General features: G+C 70.3%; 1 protein-coding gene. It reads left to right on the top strand.

Annotated elements, in window-relative coordinates:
- A partial coding sequence (locus tag IGS61_RS27780) for a YDG domain-containing protein (protein ID WP_230542511.1) occupies positions 1-515 on the top strand: 515 nt, incomplete at both ends.

The raw sequence follows: 515 nt of genomic DNA, 5'->3' as shown, positions 1-515 counted from the left end.
GTGCAGGCGACGGGCGTCAGCCGCGCGTACGACGCCACCACCGATGCCAGCGTCACCCTGGGCGACGACCGCGTGGCCGGCGACGTGCTGGACATCACCAAGGCCGCCGCCAGCTTCGCCAGCAAGAACGCCGGCGTGAACAAAACCGTCACGGTGACCGGCATCGCCGCCGGCGGCGCCGATGCCGGCAACTACGTGCTGGAAAACACCAGCGCCCTGACGACGGCCACGATCACGCCCGCCCTGCTGCAGGTGACGGGCGTCACGGCGCAGAGCCGCAGCTACGACACGACGCGCAACGCCCTGATCGCGGGCACGCCCACCGTGCAGGCGCTCGGCAGCGATGTGGTCACCATCACGGGCACGGGAACGGGCCTGTTCGCCGACAAGAACGCGGGCGTCAACAAGGCCGTCAGCGTCAGCGGCTACACGACGGACGACGGCAACTACCTGCTGCTGCAGCCGGCGGGCCTGACGGCCACCATCACGCCGGCCGTGCTGGAACTGTTCGGACT

Source organism: Janthinobacterium sp. FW305-129 (assembly GCF_020858115.1).
Taxonomy (GTDB): Bacteria; Pseudomonadota; Gammaproteobacteria; order Burkholderiales; family Burkholderiaceae_D; genus Janthinobacterium.
This window is presented reverse-complemented; position numbering and strand designations above follow the sequence as displayed.